We start from the raw sequence: 14111 nt of genomic DNA on the forward strand, positions 1-14111 counted from the left end.
AGGTCATGCGCAGTTTTTTCCACCCCGAACAGCTGCTGCACCACCCGCGCAGCTATTACTCCCGCGGCCAGATGCGCACGCCCCAGGAAGTGCCCGAGCGCGCCCAGCGCCTGGTGCAGGCCGCGCACTCCCTGGGCTTTGACGTGCAGCAACCGGAGGATGCCGGCCTGGAGCCGCTGCTGGCGGTGCACGGCGCGGCGTACCTGCAGTTCCTCAAGGAAGCTCACCAGCGCTGGAAGGAAATTCCCGAAGACTGGGGCGAGGAGGTGATGTCGAACATCTTCGTCGGCGAACCCAACGCCCTGCGCGGCATCCTCGCCCAGGCCGCGCGTTACCTGGCCGATGGCAGCTGCCCGGTGGGCGAGCTGACCTGGCGTTCAGCCTACTGGTCGGCGCAAAGCGCGATTGCCGGCGCCCGGGCCCTGCTCGACGGCGAACCGGCCGCCTACGCCCTGTGCCGCCCGCCGGGCCACCACGCCCGGGCCGAAGCCGCCGGCGGCTTCTGCTACCTGAACAACGCGGCGATCGCCGCCCAGGTGCTGCGCGAGAAGTTCGCCCGGGTCGCGGTGCTGGACACCGACATGCACCACGGCCAGGGCATCCAGGAAATCTTCTACGAGCGCGACGACGTGCTGTACGTCTCGGTGCACGGCGACCCGACCAACTTCTACCCGGGCGTCGCCGGCTTCGCCGACGAGCGCGGCAGCGGCGCGGGGCTGGGCTACAACCTCAACCTGCCCATGGCCCACGGCGCCAGCGAAGCCGATTTCCTCGCCCAACTGGAAACCGCCCTGGCGGCGGTAAAGACCTTCGACGCGCAAGTACTGGTGCTGTCCCTGGGCTTCGACATCTACGAACTCGACCCACAAAGCAAAGTCGCGGTAACCCGCGCCGGTTTCGCCCGCCTCGGCGAACGCATCCGCAGCCTCGGCCTGCCGTGTTTGATCGTGCAGGAAGGCGGCTACCACCTGGAAAGCCTGGAAGACAACGCACGGGCATTCTTTGCCGAGGCTGGGGCCTGGAAACTCTGATTGCGGTGGTTGTCAGATCGCTTCGCGGGCAAGCCTCGCTCCTACAGACAGTGGTGCTTCTGTAGGAGCGAGGCTTGCCCGCGATGAACGTTAACGATAACGCGCCACCCCTGAACGCCCCTCATAGCAAAGCCCCGAATCAAAAGATCCAGGGGCTTTTTTAGTGCCTGCAACAGGCTGTCGCAGAGGACGTCGGGAGGGGAAGCTTAAGCGCTTAGAGACGGCCCTTGCATCGCCTTACCCTGGGCAACATCCAGCAACGCTACGCCATCGCTCAGCAGCAGCGAGGCGATATCGGCGATCTGGAACAAATCACTTTCATCCGCGGTACGCGCGGTCATGCAAGACAGGCTGTTCATCAGTTTGTGAATGGCGCGAACGCGCCGGTCGGCGCAGGCCAGTAAGTCCACCAGCGAGGCGTTGGAATCGATCAGCAGGACAGGATGCTCGGTGGCAGTGCTGTGAAGCGGGATAAATCCGTTCATTGATGTAGCTCCGTGTGTTAAGTGGGCGACCACCCAACCCTCCTACAAGCTGGGTGGCAGCTGTACGCGGGGTAGGAGACCGGACACACGGCCGGCCACGCCGAAGCGTGCCCGCGCACAGCCGCCATAAACACAGGGCAGCAAAAAACACTCAGAAAAAGCTGGGCGCTTGTGCACGGTGTGATACTCGGGCTCCTACACCCGGTCGCTGATTTGGCAACGACCGGCGCAGAGTAATGATGCTCTTTCATGAGTGCAAGCCCCGACTCAATGACTGAACGTAACAACAGAGTAGGCGACCAATACGCCATCTCAGACCTTGATCCGGCTCCAGCGTCAGACAAGTACAGGCACGCTTGTAGGACTCTCCTGAAATACACGGTTTTACCCTGTTCAAGTGCTCTGTTCCCTTGAGCCGACAGATGACGGCCAGCACCATCCCCCCGCCTTATCAATAGATCCGCCGCGTTCAACGGCTTGTTTGGACGCATCGTTTATCAGGGAGGAGGGGGAATGGGGTTGCGCCTTATTCGTCGGCAAGATCGCGAGCGTGAAGGAATTGGTTTCAACAAAATCGAGTTGCCATTTTTTGCCCGGTTCGAGGTTCAGCAGGCCCTCGGACATTACGGCAACAGAATCGATGGGCTGGATGATTTGCTTTATGCCCACGGCAGTTCGCGCGGCCATCTATCGAACGATGATCTGCGTGAAATCCTGGCAAGCGTAGAAAAGGGCGATTGGCTGCTGGTCTCGAATGACCCTTTCAGCCCTTTGAGTTGTGACACCTTCGGCAAGTATTCGCACATCACTGGAAAGGGCTGGGCGGCGAGTTCCCTGGATCATCGCGTGCGAGAAAAAACCAAGCCTGCGTTGCCGGATGCCGAACCTGTCGTAAGACCTCAACCGCAGGAGCCGGGCTTTTACGTCGTGCCTGAAAGCATGAGCCGTGAACAGCTTGAGTCCGTGCTGTTCACTGCTCGCAACCCAGCCGTGATGAGCAAGTTTGAGTCGCTGAATCCCGACTTGAGCGACGTCAAAGCGGGCTCGATGATCCTGCTCAGCGATCCCAATAACCTGCAATGTACCCGCGAAGAAGGGTTGCTGATGGAGGCCGCGGCCAAGACCAATGACGCACTCAAACCGCTCAGCGCGGAAGAAGCGAACTTCATGGCCAGGCACCGAGACGAAATCGAAAACTTTCTGGCCCAGGGTTCAACGGCTATCGGCATCGGTGAAGCGATGTTTGCCAAGAACCTGGAAGACGTCAAAACCACGCTGCGTGACATCGAAGCGTTGCATCAACGCACGTTCCAGAAAGAGGGCCACCTGCGGTCGCCGGAGTTCTTTGCCGAACGTAAAAAGCTGCTGGCACAGCTCAATACCCGACTAACCTCCATGACCCGAAAAGGCATTGGCTTCCCCGATCATCCGAACTTGAAAAGTGCCCTGGGGATCTCCAGCCGCAGTCTGGTTCACCGCTGGACCAAGGCCGGGGCCGCGGAGCAGATTCCCGGTTATGCCACGCACATCGAGGGAGTGGCCAAGGCGGCTAAAGTCGTCAAGTATGGCGGCTGGATCGGCACGGCTCTTGGCGGTGGAGCTTCTTATATGAAGGTTCAGGACGTCTGTACGGCAGGCAACACCGAGGCTTGTGAGCGGGTCAAGTTCACGAAGATGGGGGGCTTTGCTGGTGGGGTCGCAGGTGGTGCGTTCTCAGGTGCGGTGTTAACAGGCAACACAGTCGGAGCATTGTGCGTTGGATTGGGTATTCCAACAGGTGGCTTAGCTTCTTTGGCTTGTGGTGTGGTGGTGGTAGGGGGCGCTTCTTTTGCTGCTGGTGCCCTTGGTGAAACTGCCGGAGAAGCAATGGCTGAGAAAATTTATGAGGCAGTCAAATGAGCCTGAATACGGCAGACAAAATATTTCTGGTGGTCGGCCTCGTCGATTTTGCAGGGATATTTATTTCGCTCGGTATCTACTTGCACATGGCCTACACCAAGATGGACTTGATGTTGGATCATCTGAAGAACAGTGCTGTGCTCAGCACATTGACCACGCTCAGGCACGGTGGTCCATGGGGGAAACTGATTCTGGTCGGGAGCATTGCCAGTTTTGTGACCTTCCCCAATTTTCACCTTAAGCGTGGTTGGGTCAGTGCCGAGGATTTGCTTGGGTTTCCTGCGGCGCTTAAGCGCAAGTTGGTCGTGCTGCAGTGGAGTGGATTAGGGCTGCTATTGGTCATGACGGGCCTTGCGGCGGTGGTCAAGCTGGGTGTTGTTTGAGGTCATTTACGAGAGCTGCCAATGAATACCCCTGAGATCGTTTTCGGCTACCTGGGCGGAGTCGTGATTCTCGGCGTATTTGTCTGGATCGGTGTCGCGTTGCACATGGCTTATACCAAGCTGGATGAACTCTTGGACCATCTGAAAAACTGTTCAGCCATCATGGTGCGCGCTCCGTTAAGGCACGGCGGTCCCTGGGGGAAGCTTTTGCTGATTGGGGGGATCTCCGGGATCGTGACGTTTCCCGGTTTTTATCTCAAAAGGGGGGAGTTGAGTGCCGAGGATTTAAACAATTTTCCCGCGCCGTTTAAACGAAAGCTGGTAGTGCTGCAGTGGAGCGTAATCGGGCTTCTGGGCTTTGCTTTTCTCCTATGGGTCATTGGCAAAGTTGTAGGTTGGCACAAATAAATCGTGCGTATTTCTGCCTGCCTGTCTGCAAAGCAAAGTGGCAGTGACCTGTACAGGTGCACCTGTCTCGGCGAATGCATCCGTAGCCTCAGCCTGGAAGTTCTGATTGCTGTGGTTGTGAAATCGCTTCGCGGGCAAGCCTCGCTCCTGCAGAGACACCGGCATCTGTAGGAGCGGCCGGGCGAGGCTCGATGGCCCGCGATGGGCGATGACGCAGGCGTCTCCTTTGCGCCATACGGCACTTGCCATCCGCTTTACGTTAACGTCAAGATGCCCTGGCGCGGTTTGTTCCGTGGCGCAGGTTTTGCTTCTTAAAGGCAAGGCTGGCCACGGGCCAAACTTCCCTTTACTGCCATCTGAACCGGGTGTAGACATTGGCCTTGGCTTGCGTGCTCCTCGCAATCCAAGGGAATGGACCGGGGAGGGCCGGGCGGACCGATTCGGAGCGCTTGATGACTCTTATAAGAACAACAACGGGCGAGCTGCAGCACAAGGCCGGACTGGCCCGGAAAAAACTCCATCTGGAAGGCGAAGTCCCCGATGGCGTATTGCGTGCGGAAATCGATGCCTCATGGCGGCGCAGCCTCAGCCATGGCGTGCACTTCAATGGCCAGCCGGAACTGACCCTGGAATCCGGCGCCAGCCTCGAGGTGCTGCTGGCGAGCAATCGCCTGCTGCTCGACGCGGCGATCCCCGCCATCGACTACCTGGCCGAGCGCCAGGGCCAGGATGGCCTGATCATCCTGGCCAATGCCGACGCCACCATTCTGTCGATCGAAGGCCGCGCCGACCGGCTCAAGGGCAGCGGCGTGCAAGACATCACCCTCGGTGCCTGCTGGAGCGAAGCCACCCGCGGCACCAATGCCCTGGGCACGGCGCTGGTGGAAGCCCGCACCACCCTGATCGACTGCGGCGAACATTACCTGGATCGCCTGAGCCATTTTTCCTGCACCTCGGTGCCCATCCATTGCCCCCAGGGCGAGATCCTCGGCGTGCTCGACCTGACCCGCGAAGGTCCGCTGGGGCGCTTCCAGGACAGCTCGGCGCTGCTGGCCATGGCGGTCAGCCAGATCGAGAGCCGGGTGTTCAACGCCTCCTATCCGGAGCAGATCGTCCTGGCCTTCCACAGTCGTCGGCAGTACCTGGAATCCCCCTGGCAAGGCCTGCTGGCCCTGAGCCTGGGCGGGCAGATCCTCGCGGTCAGCACCCAGGCCTGCCAGTTGCTCAATGCCTCGCGCGCGGCCCTGGTCGGCCGGCGCTGCGAGGAATTTCTCGGCGTCGACGGCCTGCAATTGCTGGCGCGCCTGCAACAGGGCGGCATCGGCAGCCTGCAGACCGCCAAGGGCGAGTTCTTCTACAAGACCCTGCGCGCGCCGCAACGCTCGATCAATGTCAGCAGCGTGTTGCGCAGTGCGCCGAAGAATGCCCCGAGCCATCCGCAACTCGACCCACAACTCGACAATCTGGCCGGCAGCAACAGCCGTTATGCCCGAGCCTTGCGCATGGCCCGCCAGGGCCTGGCCAATGCCTTGCCGGTGTTGCTGCTGGGGGAAACCGGCACTGGCAAGGAGGTCGTTGCCCGCGCCCTGCACCTGGCCGGCAGCCGCGCCGACAAACCCTTTATCGCGGTGAACTGCGCGGCGATCCCCGAAGGCCTGATCGAGTCGGAGCTGTTCGGTTATCGCGAGGGCGCCTTCACCGGTTCGCGCCGTGGCGGCATGATCGGCCGCCTGCAACAGGCCCACGGCGGTACCCTGTTCCTCGATGAAATCGGCGATATGCCGCTGGCCTTGCAGGCGCGCCTGCTGCGGGTGTTGCAGGACCGCAAGGTGGCGCCGCTGGGCGCCGGCGAAGAGCAAGACATCGACATCGCGCTGATCTGCGCCACCCACCGCGACCTCAAGCAGCAGGTGGCCGACAAGCAGTTCCGCGAGGACCTGTTCTACCGGGTCAACGGCATCAGCGTGATGCTCCCGGCGCTGCGCGAACGCGAGGACTTCGACGCGCTGCTGGAGGTCCTGCTGGCCAAGCTCGGCAGCCCCGGGGTGGCCCTGGCCGAAGACCTGCGCCAGCTGCTGGCCGGCTATCACTGGCCGGGCAACATTCGCCAGTTGGAGATGGTCCTGCGCACCGCCCTGGCGATGCGCGAGGAGGGCGAAGCGGCCCTGGGCCTCGACCATCTGCCCGACAGCATGCTCGACGATCTCAACGCCAGCGAGCGGCCGGCCACCGGCAGCATCCGCGAGAACCAGCTGGAGCTGATCCGCCAGGCGCTGGACAGTCACCAGGGCAATGTTTCCGCCGCCGCCGATGCCCTGGGCATCAGTCGCGCGACCCTGTACCGCAAGCTCAAGCAGTTGCGCAGTTGATGTCGCGCCTGCTCAGCCGGCTGGTGGACAGCCCCGACCCCGCGGCCCTGCAAGCCGCCTTGCGCTGGCTGTACGGGTTTGTCCGCCCGCAGCGCCTGGCCATCGCCGGGCTGCTGGCGCTGTCGGTGTGCGCCTCGCTGCTGGTGCTGGTGCAGCCGTGGCTGACCAAGCTGCTGATCGATGACGGCCTGCTGGCGCGCAATTTCCCGATGCTGGTGTGGATCGCCGGGCTGATGATTCTCGCCGGGCTGCTGGGCACCGCGCTGTCGGGCATCAACCGCTACCTGCACACGCGCCTGTCGGGGCGGATTCTGTTCGCCCTGCGCGACGACCTGTACCGCCATTTGCAGCGCCTGTCGCCGGGCTTCTACGGGCAGCGGCGGATCGGCGACCTGATGTCGCGGCTCGATGGCGACGTGGCGGAGATCCAGCGGTTTGCCGTCGATTCGCTGTTCTCCGCGGTGTCCAGCGTGATCGGCCTGCTGGTGGCCCTGGCAATGCTGGTGACCCTGTCCTGGCAGCTGTCGTTGCTGGCGTTGTTGCTGATTCCCCTGGACCTGCTCTGGCTGCGCTGGATGCGGCGCAAGGTCGAGCGCGACGTGCGGCAACTGCGCGAGCGTTCGGCGGACATGTCGTCGTTCATGGTCGAGACCCTGCCGGTGATGAAGTTCATCCAGAGCGCCGGCCAGCAGCAGCGCGAAGCCCGGCGCCTGGAGCGCCTGGGCCAGGGCTACATGAGCCAGTTGCTGCGCCTGCAGGTCAGCGAGTTCTTCACCCAGGCGGTGCCCGGCACCCTGACTTCGCTGTCGCGGGCCTGTGCGTTTTTGATCGGTGGTTATTGGGTGGTGCAGGGCACCTGGCAACTGGGCGCGCTGATCGCCTTTTCCACTTACCTGGGCATGGCCGTGGGGCCGGTGCAGAGCCTGCTGGGGCTGTACGTGGCGATCCAGCGCATGACCGTCAGCCTGGGCCGGGTCATGGAGCTGCGCGGCGAACAACCGAGCGTGACCACGCCGGCCCAACCGCTGCCGATGCCCAGCGGCGGCGAGCTGTATTTCCGCGACGTGCATTTCAGCCACCCGGGGCGGCCGAGCACCCTGCGCGGTATCGAGGCGCGCATTCCCTATGGCCTGAAGGTGGCCCTGGGCGGCGGCTCCGGGGTCGGCAAGTCGACCCTGATCGACCTGCTGCAACGCCACCACGACCCGCAGTCCGGGCAGGTGCTGCTGGACGGCGTCGACCTGCGCCAGCTCGACCTGTTCGAGCTGCGCCGGCGCATCGCCGTGGTCAGCCAGGACATCGTGCTGTTCCGCGGCAGCCTGGCCGACAACCTGGCCTACAGCGTGCCCGACGCACCGCGCGCGGCGGTGGCCGAGGTGGCGCGGCTGGCGCAACTGGAGAGCCTGATCGAGTCGCTGCCCGAAGGCCTCGACAGCCCGTTGGGCGAGCGCGGCCAGCAGTTGTCCGGCGGGCAGAAACAACGGATCGCGATTGCCCGTGCGCTGCTTCAGGACCCGCTGATCCTGGTGCTGGACGAAGCCACCTCGGCGGTGGACGAAAGCACCGAGCGCGAAGTGATCGAGGCCATCGACCGGCTGTTCGCCGGGCGCACGCGGATCCTGATCAGCCACCGGCCCTCGACCCTGGCCGACGCCGACCTGCGTTTCGAGCTGGTGGACGGCGTCTTGCAGTCGGTGAAGGTGCCCCATGAAGCCTGAGCTGCGGATCGGCGTGGTCGACAGCGGGCATACGGCCGGGCAACGCCCGCAGGTGGTGGCCGGGCGGCGCTTCTACCTGGTGGAGGACGGGGTGGGCGAGGGTGACTTGCGCGAGGACCCCCTCGGTCACGGCAGCGCGATTATCGAGGCGATCCGCGAGCGGGCGCCCAAGGCGCGTTTCTGTGTGGCCCAGGTGTTCGACCAGCGCGGGGTGACCAGCGCCCTGCAGATCGCCAGCGCCCTGGACTGGCTGGTGAGCCAGCAGGTGCGGCTGATCAACCTCAGCCTGGGGCTGCGCCAGGACCGCAGCCTGTTGCGCGAAGCCTGCGCGGCGGCCCTGGCGCGCGGCGTGCTGTTGTGCGCATCGAGCCCGGCCCAGGGCGAAGGCGTATTTCCGGCCCGCTACCCGGGCGTGCTGCGGGTGACCGGCGATGCCCGTTGCACCCCCGGCGAATGGTCGTGGCTCGACAGCCAGCAGGCGGATTTCGCCGCCTGTGTGCAGGGCAGCCACCCCGGCCAGTCCGGCGCCAGCCTGGGCTGCGCGGCACTGAGCGGGCACATCGCCCGTTACCTCGGCGAACACCACGACGCCGACAACCCGCAGGTGGTCCAGTGGCTGCAGACCCATGCCCGCTATCACGGCCCTGAACGGCGCGGCTGGCCATGAGGCCGCTGCTGATTCTCGGCGCCGGTCCGGCTGGCGCCGCGGTGGCCCTGGGCTTGCGACGGCTGGGCTACGCGGTGGCGCTGGTCAGCGAGTGGCGGCGTTTCCCGGCGCTCGAAGGGGTGTCGCTGCGGGTGCTCGAAGCCCTGCGTGGCGCCGGCCTGGGGCGGGCGCTGGAGGCTGGGTTGCAGGCGTCCCAGCGTCAGGTGGCATGGAACGGCCAGAGCCATGGGCAGAACGTCGAATACCTGCTGGATCGCCCGCGCTTCGATCGCGGTTTGCGCGAGGACCTGCGCGAGGCCGGGGTCGAGTTGATCGAAGGCCGGGTGCTGGAGGTGCAGTCGACGGCGAGCGGGCATCGGCTGCGGATCGAGGGGCAGCCCGAGCGGCTAACGGATTTTCTGGTGGAGGCCCGCGGGCGCCAGGCGCCTGCCTTGAGTAAAGAACTGGGCAAAGGCCTGCGGGGCCCGGAAACGCTCAGCCTGCTCAACCGTTGGCAGGGCGCGCCGGGCGCCACCGCCAGCGCCGTGCACAGCCTTGAGGACGGCTGGGCCTGGATGGCGCGCCAGGCCGATGGCCAGTGTTACTGGCAACTGACAGTGGACGTGGCCAGCGCCGAGTTACCGGGCAAGGCGCAACTGCTGGATTACTGCCGCCAGCGCCGCCGGGGTTCGGCCCTGGTGCGGGAGTTTTTCGCTGATGGGCCGGAGCACGATTTGCAGCTGCACGCGCGCAGCAGCACGGCGATTCTCTGCCCGCAAGTTTGTGGTGCTAACTGGATTCGCGTGGGCGATGCGGCCATGGCCGTGGACCCGCTGTCGGGCAACGGTATCTTCCAGTCGCTGTCCTCGGCGTTGCAGGCGCCGGCAGTAATCAACACGCTACTGCAACGGCCCGAACGCGCGGCCCTGGCGCAGCGCTTCCATGCCCGGCGGGTGGAGCAACTGTTCCTGCGCTTCGCCCGCATCGGCCGCGATTTCTACGCCGACGAGCAGCGCTGGGCCGAGCAGCCGTTCTGGCAGGCCCGCCGGCAATGGCCGGACCGCGAGCCGGCGCACGCCGTGGCGGACTTTTCCGCCCTGCGCATCGAGCGCGCCCCGGTATTGCGCGAGGGCCTGGTGGATGAAGCCGAGGTGGTGATCACCCCGGACCAGCCGCTGGGCATCTGGCATGTGCAGGGGGTGGAGCTGGCGCCGCTGTTGCGCCGCTTGCCCAACGAACCGGCGCAACAGCTGCTGGCGGGGTTGAGCGCGGAGCAGGACAGGGCCGTGCGTGGCTGGTTGCTGGGGCAGGGCTACAAGCCTTGAGGCAAAGGGGCGGCTTTCTGTAGCCGCTGCCGCAGGCTGCGATCGGCGGCGCAGCCGTCGTAAAAGGCTCGGGCGATCGATCAGCGGATATGTGGTGCCTGGGCGATTGATCGCGGGCAAGCCTCGCTCCTACAGAAGATGAGGCAACCCTGTAGGAGCGAGGCTTGCCCGCGAACCGCGCAGCGGCCATCCAAAGCCCGCTGCCCGGCTTGCGACAGCTAACGATCAGCTATCGGGATTGACGTACACCCGGTGGCCGCCTTTCCAGGTTTCGCAGACCTTGATGTCCCTGATGTGGGTGGCCGGCACTTTTTCGTCGAGCGGGTCTTGCTCGAGAATCACCAGGTCCGCGAAATGGCCGTCCTGCAACGACCCGGTCCAGCCTTCGGCGTGGCACTGCCAGGCCGCGTCATAGGTGATGGCTTTCAGGGCCTGCTTGCGCGTCAGGCATTCGGCTTCATTGAGGATCGGTTGCAGCCTTGGGTCGTGGACGAACCGCCCCTGGGCATCGCGAATGCCTTCCATCTTGCGGGTCACCGCCTGTTCCATGGAACGCAGCGGCCCCAGCGGCGTTACCGAGCAGTCGCTGTGCAGGGTCACTTTCAGGTTGTGGTCCAGGGCCGACTGGCACAGGTCGAGCATCTGTTCGGCCTTGCCTTCGAAGATCGCCTGTTTGAAGGCGTAGCCCCAGTAGCCGACATGACCGATCAGGAAACTCGGCGACAGGCCCAGGCGCTGCATGGTCTGCAGGGTGTCGGCGGTCAGCAGCGAGCAGTGCTCGATGCGGTGGCGTTTTTCCTGGGCGCTGTTGCCTTGCAGGGCCGCCTCATAGGCTTGCAGGGTGAAGTCGATGGCCCGGTCGCCGTTGGCATGGATCATCAGCGGCCAGCCGGTTTCGACGGCATTGCGCACCACAGTCTTGTAGGCATCGGGTGTGGTGACCGGGGTGTGGTCCTGGTCGCAGAAATTGAAATTGCCCACCGGCCGTGTCGCCTCGCAGCAGTAGCGCGTGGCCTGGTAGCCCGTCAGCCCCTGGTTGGAACCGTCCGACACCAGCTTGACCGCGCCCTGATAGAAGCGCTTGGCCTGTTCCCGGCTGACCGGCTGGTAGCGCGGCAGCTTGCCGATGGCCTCGGGCGTGCCATCGCAGGCGGCGGCGTAGCCGATCCGCAGCTTGCGGGGGCGGGTCAGGAAGTAGGCGCCCAGTACCAGCTTCGACTGGGAGTCCATCATCGCGTCGTAGAGCAGGGTGATGCCGCGGCGCGAAGCCTTGTCGAAGTAGTCCTCGAGGTGCTTGAAGATATTCAGTATTTCCAGCTGCTGCCGGAGGGGAATGCTCTTGATGGCGGCCAGCACCTCGGCTTCCTGCAGGACTCCGTTGTCGGCCCTAACACCGGTCTTCTCGAACACCGCGTCGCTCGCCGCGGTGTTCAGGTAGGCGGTGTGCATGGACGCGCTGATCAGCAGCATCGGGTGCTGCTTGTCGATGGTGTCCAGGTTGCCGATGTCGTCGCCGGAGCCACAGTGAAAGGTGATGAGTCTGTTCAGGCCGTGGGGGACGACCTGGAACGGCATCAGCGCCGGATCGACCTGATGGCCGAGGATCCAGGTCGAGTTGTCCTTGGGCAGGTTGGCCTGGATGGTGCTTTTCAACCAGTTCCAGTCATAGGTGGGCCGTAGCCGCTGGTTCTTGTGCTCATCCGGGTTGTCGCTATCGATGGCCCCCAGGTTCAGCCAGCCTTCCGTGGCGCAGCTCTGCACGATATGGGCGTGGGGTTCGATCAGGCCGGGCAACAGGGTCCTGCCGTTCAGGGACTGCTTCTTGTAGGTGATGCCCAGGGCGTTCATGCGGGCTTCGACGGCGGCCAGGGTGCCGGAGGCGACCACGTCGCCGGCGTGGATGCCCAGGGCCTCGACCCGTTCGTCCATGTTGCCGTCGCGCAAGGGGTAGATGGTGCCGTTGGTAAAGATGATGGACTCGCCGGCCGGTTCCCTGGCCAGTTCATTGGCGTCCTGTGGTTGGTTGGCGCTATGGCTGGCCGGGTCGAGTGTGTCTTTCAGAGCGTTCCAGATGGGGTTGTGGCATCCGCATTGGACGCCGTCGTGATCATGTCCATTTGATCCCATGATGCTTTCCTCGGGTTTTCGGTGGTGATGAGGTGTGGGTTGAAGGGGGTGAGCCAGGTTCGCAGGGCAGCTATCGAGCCAGCTCGGGCTGAGCGTAGCAGCCGTTCGGGGCGCGGACCGGGCAGCGGGTCGGCGACCCTGGACCAGTCGTCGGGAGGCGCCGGGCAGACCCCGGCGCCGCGGTTGAGGAGCGCCTGCGCGAGTGCGGGGCGCTAGGGCTAGCGCGGGTCAGAGTTTGATCAACACCGATTTCAGCTCGGTGTAATGCTCGATCGCCGCGTAACCCATTTCCCGGCCCACGCCGGACATCTTGTAGCCACCGAACGGCAGCGCCGGGTCGAGGGCGCTGTGGCAGTTGACCCAGACCGAGCCGGACTTGATCCGCGGGATCATCCGGTGCACCGCCGCCAGGTCGTTGGACCAGATGCTCGCGCCCAGGCCGTAGGGGCTGTCGTTGGCCATGCGCAGGGCATCGGCTTCGTCGTCGAAAGGAATGGCCACCAGCACCGGGCCGAAGATCTCTTCCTGCACCAGCGAATGCTGCTGGTCGACGTCGACGATCACCGTCGGCTTGACGAAATAACCGGGGCCGAACTGCTCGCCGCCACAGGCGATGGTGGCGCCGCTTTCCCGGCCCATTTCGATGTAGCGCCAGACCCGTTCCTGCTGCCGGGCGGAGATCAGCGGGCCCATGTCGACGCTGGCGTCCAGGCCGCTGCCGAGCTTCATGGCGTTGGCGATGCCGGCGATATCGGCCACCACCTTGTCGAAGTGCTTGCGCTGCACATACAGCCGGGAGCCGGCGCAGCAGACCTGGCCCTGGTTGAAGAAGATCGCGCTGGCGGCGCCGGCCGCGGCGCTGCCCAGGTCGGCATCGGCCATGACGATGGTCGGCGACTTGCCGCCCAGTTCCAGGGTGACTCGGGTCATGGAGTCCATGGCGATCTTGCCGATTTCCTTGCCCACCGCGGTGGAGCCGGTGAAGGTCAGCTTGTCCACCCGTGGGTTATGGGTCAGGGCGGCGCCTGCGGTGATGCCGGTGCCGGTGACCACGTTGAACACGCCGTCGGGGTAGCCGGCTTCCTGCACCAGCTCGGCGAGTTTCAGCGCGGTCAGCGGGGTTTCGTCGGCCGGCTTGAGCACCACCGTGCAGCCGGTGGCCAGGGCCGGGCCGAGCTTCCAGCAGGCCAGCAGCAGCGGGAAGTTCCAGGCGACGATGGCGCCGACCACGCCCACCGCCTCGCGGCGGATGAAACTGTGGAACTGCTGGTCGGGCATCAACGGCACTGAGACCTCGACGCTGCTGCCTTCGATCTTGGTCGCCCAGCCGGCCATGTAGCGCAGGAAGTCGATGGCCAGTTGCACGTCCATGACCTGGGCCACCGCGGCGCTCTTGCCGTTGTTCAGGCATTCCAGTTGCGCCAGCAGCTCGGCGTCGCGCTGCATCAGGTCGGCGAGTTTCCACAGCAGGTTCTGCCGTTCCCGCGGGCGGGTGCGGCTCCAGGGCGAATCGTCGAAGGCCTGGCGCGCAGCCAGCACCGCGCGGTCGACATCGTCCACCGTGGCCCGCGGCACCACGCACAATTGTTCGCCGGTGGCCGGGTTGCGCAGGGGCATGGTCTGGCCGTCGGCGGCCTCGACCCATTCGGCGCCGATCAGCATGCGCGGGGCGCGCTGGATAAACGCGGTGGTGGCGGGGAGCAGGGTTGCAATAGCCATG

The 14111-nt window shown here is 64.7% G+C and carries 11 protein-coding genes; 8 read left to right on the forward strand and 3 right to left on the reverse strand.

What is annotated here, in order from left to right; all coding sequences use genetic code 11:
* Positions 1 to 5 precede the first annotated feature (5 nt).
* Positions 6 to 1031 (forward strand): histone deacetylase family protein, encoded by a 1026-nt coding sequence (locus J4D28_RS25015; protein ID WP_103331669.1) that lies wholly within the window; start codon positions 6 to 8, stop codon positions 1029 to 1031.
* A 206-nt stretch (positions 1032 to 1237) separates the two neighbouring features.
* Here the strand turns inward: J4D28_RS25015 and J4D28_RS25020 are convergent, their stop codons facing one another.
* Complete coding sequence (locus tag J4D28_RS25020; protein WP_103331670.1) at positions 1238 to 1516, reverse strand: hypothetical protein; 279 nt, start codon at positions 1514 to 1516, stop codon at positions 1238 to 1240.
* 513 nt (positions 1517 to 2029) lie between these two features.
* Between J4D28_RS25020 and J4D28_RS25030 the strand changes: the two genes are divergently transcribed.
* From J4D28_RS25030 to J4D28_RS25060, 7 genes are all read left to right on the forward strand, one after another.
* Positions 2030 to 3415: a hypothetical protein gene (locus tag J4D28_RS25030; RefSeq protein ID WP_103331671.1), complete on the forward strand. Its 1386-nt coding sequence runs from the start codon at positions 2030 to 2032 to the stop codon at positions 3413 to 3415.
* On the forward strand, positions 3412 to 3798 hold the full coding sequence (locus J4D28_RS25035) for a hypothetical protein (protein WP_038577387.1): 387 nt from the start codon (positions 3412 to 3414) through the stop codon (positions 3796 to 3798). The genes J4D28_RS25030 and J4D28_RS25035 overlap by 4 nt, the downstream gene beginning before the upstream one ends.
* Positions 3799 to 3819: 21 nt before the next feature.
* Positions 3820 to 4206 carry a hypothetical protein gene (locus J4D28_RS25040; protein ID WP_103331672.1) on the forward strand — a complete coding sequence of 129 codons (387 nt, stop codon included), beginning with the start codon at positions 3820 to 3822 and terminating at the stop codon, positions 4204 to 4206.
* 452 nt (positions 4207 to 4658) lie between these two features.
* Entirely contained in the window at positions 4659 to 6575 is a 1917-nt protein-coding gene (locus J4D28_RS25045) for a sigma-54-dependent Fis family transcriptional regulator (RefSeq protein ID WP_103331673.1), read from the forward strand.
* Complete coding sequence (locus tag J4D28_RS25050) at positions 6575 to 8293, forward strand: ABC transporter ATP-binding protein (protein ID WP_103331674.1); 1719 nt, start codon at positions 6575 to 6577, stop codon at positions 8291 to 8293. The genes J4D28_RS25045 and J4D28_RS25050 overlap by 1 nt, the downstream gene beginning before the upstream one ends.
* Positions 8283 to 8960, forward strand: coding sequence for a peptidase S8 and S53 subtilisin kexin sedolisin (locus tag J4D28_RS25055; protein ID WP_103331675.1), 678 nt, complete (start codon positions 8283 to 8285; stop codon positions 8958 to 8960). Before J4D28_RS25050 ends, J4D28_RS25055 begins: the two co-directional genes overlap by 11 nt.
* Entirely contained in the window at positions 8957 to 10264 is a 1308-nt protein-coding gene (locus tag J4D28_RS25060; RefSeq protein ID WP_103331676.1) for an NAD(P)/FAD-dependent oxidoreductase, read from the forward strand. The genes J4D28_RS25055 and J4D28_RS25060 overlap by 4 nt, the downstream gene beginning before the upstream one ends.
* A gap of 225 nt (positions 10265 to 10489) precedes the next feature.
* Here the strand turns inward: J4D28_RS25060 and J4D28_RS25065 are convergent, their stop codons facing one another.
* The gene (locus tag J4D28_RS25065; protein ID WP_103331677.1) at positions 10490 to 12391 is read right to left on the reverse strand and encodes an amidohydrolase; all 1902 of its coding nucleotides are present in this window, start codon (positions 12389 to 12391) and stop codon (positions 10490 to 10492) included.
* Positions 12392 to 12619: 228 nt separating this feature from the next.
* Positions 12620 to 14110: an aldehyde dehydrogenase gene (locus tag J4D28_RS25070; protein ID WP_009050023.1), complete on the reverse strand. Its 1491-nt coding sequence runs from the start codon at positions 14108 to 14110 to the stop codon at positions 12620 to 12622.
* Between the last annotated feature and the right edge of the window lies 1 nt (position 14111).

Source organism: Pseudomonas sp. GW531-T4 (assembly GCF_017349615.1).
Classification (GTDB): Bacteria; Pseudomonadota; Gammaproteobacteria; order Pseudomonadales; family Pseudomonadaceae; genus Aquipseudomonas; species Aquipseudomonas chlororaphis_I.